At 70.4% G+C, this 7,400-nt stretch carries 8 protein-coding genes; 4 read left to right on the plus strand and 4 right to left on the minus strand.

Going from position 1 to position 7,400, the window contains the following annotated elements; genetic code table 11:
• The first annotated feature begins 2 nt into the window (after positions 1–2).
• Positions 3–431, plus strand: a complete 429-nt coding sequence (locus ACIPWY_RS20890; protein ID WP_362903343.1) for an SRPBCC family protein — start codon at positions 3–5, stop codon at positions 429–431.
• Between the two features lie 150 nt (positions 432–581).
• Positions 582–995, plus strand: a complete 414-nt coding sequence (locus tag ACIPWY_RS20895; RefSeq protein ID WP_362903345.1) for a hypothetical protein — start codon at positions 582–584, stop codon at positions 993–995.
• 33 nt (positions 996–1,028) lie between these two features.
• Here the strand turns inward: ACIPWY_RS20895 and ACIPWY_RS20900 are convergent, their stop codons facing one another.
• Positions 1,029–1,832, minus strand: a complete 804-nt coding sequence (locus ACIPWY_RS20900; protein ID WP_362903346.1) for a PP2C family serine/threonine-protein phosphatase — start codon at positions 1,830–1,832, stop codon at positions 1,029–1,031.
• Between the two features lie 184 nt (positions 1,833–2,016).
• Here ACIPWY_RS20900 and ACIPWY_RS20905 point away from each other — a divergent pair, with 184 nt between their 5' ends.
• Entirely contained in the window at positions 2,017–3,402 is a 1,386-nt protein-coding gene (locus tag ACIPWY_RS20905; protein WP_401534325.1) for a phosphoribosyltransferase family protein, read from the plus strand.
• A gap of 7 nt (positions 3,403–3,409) precedes the next feature.
• Here the strand turns inward: ACIPWY_RS20905 and ACIPWY_RS20910 are convergent, their stop codons facing one another.
• The 3 genes from ACIPWY_RS20910 to ACIPWY_RS20920 form a co-directional block, all read right to left on the minus strand.
• Positions 3,410–3,997, minus strand: coding sequence for a TerD family protein (locus ACIPWY_RS20910; protein ID WP_362903350.1), 588 nt, complete (start codon positions 3,995–3,997; stop codon positions 3,410–3,412).
• Positions 3,998–4,139: 142 nt separating this feature from the next.
• Complete coding sequence (locus ACIPWY_RS20915) at positions 4,140–5,864, minus strand: MFS transporter (RefSeq protein WP_401534327.1); 1,725 nt, start codon at positions 5,862–5,864, stop codon at positions 4,140–4,142.
• An 89-nt stretch (positions 5,865–5,953) separates the two neighbouring features.
• A complete protein-coding gene (locus ACIPWY_RS20920; RefSeq protein WP_401534329.1) occupies positions 5,954–6,403 on the minus strand; it encodes a MarR family transcriptional regulator in 450 nt (149 codons plus the stop codon).
• Between the two features lie 243 nt (positions 6,404–6,646).
• Between ACIPWY_RS20920 and ACIPWY_RS20925 the strand changes: the two genes are divergently transcribed.
• Positions 6,647–7,186 carry a YbhB/YbcL family Raf kinase inhibitor-like protein gene (locus ACIPWY_RS20925; protein WP_393701156.1) on the plus strand — a complete coding sequence of 180 codons (540 nt, stop codon included), beginning with the start codon at positions 6,647–6,649 and terminating at the stop codon, positions 7,184–7,186.
• Positions 7,187–7,400: the final 214 nt, after the last annotated feature.

Genomic DNA, 7,400 nt, shown 5'->3' on the forward strand with positions numbered 1-7,400 from the left:
ACATGGCCACCACCACTACCGCCACCGCCACCATCGACCTCCGCCGACCCGCCGACGACGTCTGGAAGCTCATCGGCGGCTTCGACTCCCTGCCCGACTGGCTCCCGTACATCACCAGGAGCGAGCTGAGCGAGGGCGGCCGCGTACGCCACCTGACCAATCAGGACGGCGGCGTCATCGTCGAACGCCTCAAGGCGTTCGACCACGACAACCGGACCTATTCCTACGCCATCGAGCAGGCGCCGTTCCCTGTCACCGGCTACCTCTCCACCCTGACGGTGCGCGACGTACCCGGCGCACCCGGAACATCGCGAGTGGAATGGACGGGCTCGTTCACGCCGGTCGGCGTCAGCGAGGCCGAGGCGGAGGAGCTCTTCCACGGCATCTACGCGGACGGCCTCGCCGCACTCCGCAAGACCGTCAACACCTGAGGCCCGGCAGGGGTGTTGGACCGGTCGCGCATGCATCGGGTGCCGACTTGTGGTGCTGTCGGCACCCCTGGTGCTCTACGGTCGGGGAGTGGCGGATCGTGGTGTGGAACAGTCAGGTGGCTGCCGCACGTCCCCTGGGAGTGGAGTCACGTGAATGACGATGAGGTACGTGCGCTCTTCGACGGCCGTGGCCGCGTCGAGCTGATCCCCGGACGTGCCACAGCCGCGAGGCTGAGCCGGATCGAAGAGATCGCCCACGCGCTCGGCTATCGGCAGCACTCCATCGAGAACCTCGGCCGCCTGGGCGTGCGACTCGTCTACGGACGTGACGACGGCCCCCAGGCGCGCCGCCGTGCCGAGCTGACCATCGCCCGGCTGCGCGAGGGCGGTCCGCTGCTGCCGGCGATCGAGCCGCCTCCGCCCCCACCGCCCTCCTTGCCGCCCCCGGCCCCCTCGCAGGCCCCGCCCCGGCAGCGCAGCCGCCCTCTCTCGGCGCCTCCGCCACCCCCGCCGCTGTTCCCGCCCTCGCCATCCGATGAATCTCCGGAGCGGCCGCGGTCATGAAGGGTGGACCCGCCACCGCTCGGTGGGAGCGGGTCAGCCGGCGACGGAGACCAGCGCGATCGTGACGTTGTCGGGACCGCCCGCAGCCATCGCGGCTTTCCACAGCTCGAAGACGGCCCGGCCGCCGTCGTGGGCCCGAAGGACGTCGTCGATCTCGCTCTCGAGGACGGGGTCGGTCAGGCCGTCGCTGCACACCAGCATGCGTGTGTCGGGGGTGAGCGGTGACGTGCTGACGTGCGGCGTGATCGCGCTGAACGCAGGTGCGCCACCGAGCGCCTGCGTGACGATCGACGTGGTGCGCCGGCCCTGCGGGGGCGGCGGGCTGTCGTCGACGCTCACTTGGTGGAGCGTGTCGTCCACGGCGGTCCGGGCAGCGGTGAGGCCACCTTCGGCACTCGTGTCGCTGTCGTCCCCGGCCGGGCTCACTTCGATCACCCTGCTGTCGCCGACGTTGAACACGATCAGTTCCCTTTCGAGGATGACGACACCCGCGACGGTCGTCCCCATCGTGGACAACTCCGGGGCGCGGTCGGCGGCCGCGTACACGGCGTGATTGCACATCCCCAGCGCGTCACGCACCGCTTCCTCGCCGTCCAGCGCCGGCCCGAACAGGGCGAGCCGGCGGACGACGAGGCTGCTGGCCACCTCGCCGGCCGGCTGACCGCCGATGCCGTCGGCGACAGCGATCACGAGTGGACGGCCGAGCGGGAACGCCATCGTCTGCGGATTCTCCGTCACCGTTCCGCACAGCGTCCACGGGCCGACGACCAGGCTGTCCTCGTTGTGCTCGCGCCTGAGCCCGGGGTGGCTCAGCGCAGTGACCGTTATGTACGTCATGGCAGGTGCCGCCTCTCCGCGAAGGAGCGCATCATCCGCACCACCATTGTCGCGCCGGACGGCGTCTCGGGTCGCGCGGTGCAGGCGTTCCGAGTTGCGCGGCGCCGCGAACGGGGTTAGCCCGGAGGTAAGGCAGGAAAGTGCCTGTAGTGATCTGCGAGAGGCTCCGAGAGGGGCGAGCGCCGTGCGGTTCACGGATCGTACCGATGCCGGGCGGCGGCTGGCCGCGGCGGTGCAATACCTGCGTGACGAGAAGCCGGTCGTCCTCGGACTGCCCCGCGGAGGAGTTCCGGTGGCCTTCGAAGTGGCGCGTGCGCTGGACGCCCCGCTCGACGTGATCGTGGTCCGCAAGCTCGGCGTCCCCTACCAGCCGGAACTCGCGTTCGGTGCGATCGGCGAGGGTGGCGTGCGGGTCCTCAACGACGACGTCGTCCGCCACTGCGGGATCGACCCGGAACACATCGCGGCCGTCGAGCGCGCGGAGCGACAGGAGTTGGAGCGGCGGGCACGGCGATATCGTGGCGGCCGGCCTCCCGCGGCGGACGAGGCGCGAACGGTGACCGGCGAAGCCCGTACGGTGGTCGGCGAGGACCGTACGGTGACCCGCGAGGCCCGTACGGTGATCGTGGTGGACGACGGGATCGCCACCGGTGCCACGGCGGCGGCCGCGTGCCAGGTCGTACGGGCGCAGGGCGCGGCGCGCGTGGTTCTTGCCGTGCCGGTCGCGCCGCCCGACGCGGTGCACCGGTTGAGGGCGGTGGCGGACGACGTGGTGTGCCTCTCCGTACCGCCGCTGTTCGGTTCCGTCGGTGAGTGGTACGGCGACTTCTCGCAGACCACGGACGAGGAAGTGGCCGCGTGTCTGGCCCGTGCAGTGGCGGATCCCGCACGCGTCCGGCCGGCGCCGGCCCTGACCGAGGTCGAGGTGGAGGCCGCCGGGGTCCGGCTGGCCGGAGACCTCGCACTCCCGGAAGGGGCAGCGGGGCTGGTGATGTTCGCCCACGGCTCCGGCAGCAGCCGGCACAGCCCGCGCAATCGTGCGGTGGCGGAGGTGCTGCAGGAAGCGGGCCTCGGCACGCTCCTGTTCGACCTGCTCACGCCCTCCGAGGAAGCCGACCGGAACAACGTCTTCGACATCGGTGCGCTCGCCGGCAGGCTGGCCGGAGCCACCCGCTGGCTGCGCGAACGTGAGCCGGCACCGATCGGGTACTTCGGTGCCAGCACCGGGGCCGCGGCGGCGCTCCGGGCGGCCGCCGACGACCCGGACATCGGCGCCGTGGTGTCCCGTGGCGGACGGCCCGACCTCGCCGGGCCCCGCCTCGACGAGGTACGGGCGCCGACCCTCCTCATCGTCGGCGGGGCAGACACGAGGGTCCTCGACCTCAACCGAGCCGCCCAGGCTCAACTCCGTTGCGAGAACCGGCTGGAGACAGTCCCGGGAGCCACGCATCTCTTCGAGGAACCCGGAGCGCTCGACCGGGTCGCCGACCTCGCGAGGTCGTGGTTCACCACGTACCTGACGGCAGGCAGCGACCCTTCGACGTCGGCGCGCCGGGAGCCCCGTCACTGATCCCCGTTCACCGGTTGCTCACCGCGAAACGCATCAGCGCCCGCTCGTCCCCCTGCTTGATCTTCCCCGTCTCGTTCAGCACCTCGAGCTTCCAACTGCCGTCGACCCGGATGGCTTTGGCCACACGGCAGCCATTGTCGTTGGTGAGCAGGCTCGGCCAGATGTCGGCGACCTGCGCGGAGGTGCCGCCGGTCGCGTCGTACACCTTGAAGCTGATGTTCCGCGCCTTCTGGAAGGAGCTGGACTTCTTGTACGCGGCGGCCACGAACACGATCGAGGTGATGTTCGCCGGGATACGGCCGAACTCGACGGTCACGGTCTCGTCGTCGCCGTCGCCGCGCCCCGTCTGGTTGTCGCCGCTGTGCACCAAGGAGCCGTTGCCCAGCGGGTCCAGGGAGTCGAGGCCTGCGAGCCGTACCGGGTCCGCGCCTTGCAGCGCGATGGCGATGAGGTCGAGGTCCGTGCCGACGTTGCGGCGGAGCTTGCCCATCAGTCCGCCGCTGGATCCGGCGGTGGGGTCCCAGGACACGCCTATTGACAGGTGGGTCACACCGTCGAGATCTGCCGGTCCGTCTTCCTTGGTGAGCGTGATCATGTGAATCCCTCGTGATGGTGGAGTGCAATGCATGAAGTCTGCCGACATCACTCGCCGCCCGATACACCAGGTCCGAAATTGGTGTCGGTTGCGCGCGGGCTGCGGCACGTACGGTGCGCCCCGCAGCCCGCGGGGCGTTCGCTCAGGCCGCGCTGTTGCGCATCTGCGCGAGGCTCTCCTTGGTCAGGTGCCGGGGTGTGCTGTCGGGGTCGACGAGGACGACCGTGCACGTGGCGGCGTGGGTGAGAGCGGTGGTGAGACTGCCGTCGGCGAACTGGGCCAGGGGGCCGCGCGGCGAGTGCCCGATGGCCACGGCGCGGGCGTGTATGTCCGCCGCGTGGTGGGCGAGGGCCCGGCCCGCGGCGGCATGGTCGCCGACGCTCGTCAGGATCTGGCCGGTGGCGGCGATGCCGTCCGCGCTGAGGCGGTCGAGGTGGGCGGTCACGAACGCGCGGGCCTGCTCGTCCGTCTCGGTGTCGACGGCCTGTTCCTCGACCACGGCGGTCTGCTGGACGTGGACGACCTCCAGCGGGCTGCCGGTGTCGCGAGCGAGCCTCGCCGCGGCGTCGACGATGGCGGCGGCCCCGCCGTGGGCCCCTACGGCGACGATGACGGGCGACGCGTCGGTCGCGGCGGGCGGGCTGCCGACGGGGGTGAGCGACGGGGTGACCGGCTCACTCCCGCCCAGCTGCGCCTCGGCCTTGCGCAGCAGACCGTGGCCGCTGGCCAGTACGGGGATGGCCAGGAGGAAGGTGGCGGCGCCCAGGTAGAAGGGCACGCTCAGATCCGTGGCATCGGCGAGCTTGCCCGCGACGAAGGGGGCCAGCCCGCCGCCGATGAAGCGCAGGAACCCGTAGGCGGACGAGGCAACGGGGCGCTCGACGGGGGAGACGAGCATGACAGCCTGCGTGGTCAGGGTGTTGTTGATGCCGATGAAGGCGCCGCTGACGATGACGGCCACGATGACGACCGTGGGGGTGCTGACGCCGGCGGCGATGACCGCCATCACGATGCCGAGGCCGACCAGATTGACGTACAGGACGGGAGCCGTGCCGAAGCGGGCTTGCAGACGCGGGGCGAAGAAGACGCTGAAGGCGGCCACCAGCAGACCCCAGCCGGTGAAGACCAGACCGAGCTCGTGCGCGTCCAGCTTCATCGGGTACGGGGCGTAGCCGAGCATCGTGAAGAAGCCCCAGTTGTACAGCAGGGCCATGATGCCCATCGTCAGCAGACCGCGGTGGCGCAGCGCCTTGAGCGGCGCGATCGGTGAGGTGGGGCGCTTCGGCTTGGGCAGCGAGGGCACGAAGGCGAGGGTCGCGACCAGTGCGATGGCCATCAGGACCGCGACCCCGAAGAACGGGCCGCGCCAGCTGATGCCGCCCAACTCCCCGCCCAGCAGCGGCCCGACGGCGATCCCGAGGCCGAGCGCGGTCTCGTACAGGATGATCGCGCCGCCGAAACCGCCGCTCGCGGAGGCGACGATGACGGCAAGGGAGGTGGCGATGAACATCGCGTTGCCCAGGCCCCAGCCGGCGCGCATGCCGACGATGCCGTCGACGGATCCGGCTGTGCCGGCGAGGGCGGCGAAGACGACGATGACGACCAGGCCCACGACCAGGGTGCGCTTGGCGCCGATCCGGCTGGATATCCAGCCGACGAAGAGCATGGCGACCGCGGTCACGATCAGGTAGCTGCTGAAGAGCAGGGAGACCTGGCTGGGTGAGGCGTGCAGGTTCTCGGCCAGGGCGGGGAGGATCGGGTCGACCAGGCCGATGCCCATGAACGAGATCACGCAGGCGAATGCCACGGCCCAGACGGCTTTCGGCTGCTTGAACGGACTGGCGGCCTTTCCATGCGATGCACTCATGCGCGGTTCTCTCCAAAGTGTCGAGAAGAGGGGTGGGGAGGGGGTGGGGAGGCAGTGCGGAAGAGCGGACAGCTTGCGGAGTGGGTGGGTCAGTCGCGGGCCTGGCGGTCCTGGATGGCGCGGGCCAGGGCGGGCAGCGCGGTGCGCACCGCCTGCTGCTCGGGCTCGGTCAGCTCATCGATGAGCAGATCGAGTGCATGGGCCCGTTCGGCGCGCCGCTGCCGGAAGACTTCGAGGCCACTGTCGGTGGCTTCGACGAGGACGGCCCGGCCGTCGTTGTGGTCAGCCACTCGGCGTACCAGGCCCGCACGTTCCAGACGGGTGACGAGCTGGGTCATGTTCGGCTGGGAGACACCTTCGGCCCTGGCCAGCTCGCTCAGCCGATACGGGCCTTCGCGGCTCAGACGGCCGATCGCCGACGAGGCCGCCGTGCTCAGGCCGCCGGTGACGGCACTCTGCCGCACGAAGCGGACCATCTGCTCCACGGCGATCATCAGGCCTTCGGCCTGGGCGCCAACTTCCTCGGTCCGCTTATACATAAGCGCATTATGCATCTACGTGTAGCTTGAATCAATACTGCGGGGGCGGAGTGGCGCGTCCCGTGGTAGGCGTGTTCCGGGGCGTAAATCGACACGGACGGACGTCATCTGGGACAGAAGTCGCCCATTTGCGGCGTGCGGTGCCTGCGGGTGTCGTGCGAGTGTCGGTGGTGTGATCGATCAGGGCGGGTCGGTCACCGACCACTCCGCGAGCTCCTGACCGCCTGACCAGAGGAGAAGCACATGCCCCACTCCTTCGATCCGTACAGCGTCCTGCCCTCTGTGCCGGAGTTCGGCCTGCACAGCACGGACATCGCGGACGGGAAGCCCCTCGATGTCGCGCAGTGCAGCAGTCTCTTCGGAGGCCCGGGGGAGGATCGTTCCCCACAGCTGTCCTGGGAGGGCTTCCCGGCCGACACGCAGAGTTTCGCGGTGACCTGCTTCGACCCGGACGCCCCGACGGTGAGCGGCTTCTGGCACTGGGCGGTGTACGACATCCCGGCGTCGGTGCACGAACTGGAGGCCGGTGCCGGGGCGCCGGGCGGGAAGTACCTGCCCATCGGCGCGAAGATGCTGGCCAACGACGCGGGCGGCCACAGCTTCCTCGGCGCCGTGCCCCCTCCCGGGCACGGCCCTCACCGTTACATCTACGCCGTCCACGCGCTGGACACGGCCGAGCTGGATGTCCCGGCGGCCGCCTCGCCGGCCTGGCTGGGCTTCCAGCTCTTCACCCACACCATGGCGCGGGCCCTGATCACCCCGATTTTCGAGAATCCGGCCTGAGCCTCGAGATTCCGGCCTGAGCACATACGACTGACGGGGTGTGAGCTCAGGAGCAGCCCGGAAGCCCAGGAGGCCGTCCTCCTGGGCTTCCGGTCCGGTGCGTCCAGCAAGGGGGGCGCTCAGTCCTTGATTTCGCAGATGGTGGCGCCGGAGGTGATGGAGGCGCCGATTTCGGCGCTGAGGCCCTTGATGGTGCCGGTGCGGTGGGCGTTGA

It is taken from the genome of Streptomyces sp. NPDC090032 (assembly GCF_044748025.1).
GTDB lineage: Bacteria > Actinomycetota > Actinomycetes > Streptomycetales > Streptomycetaceae > Streptomyces.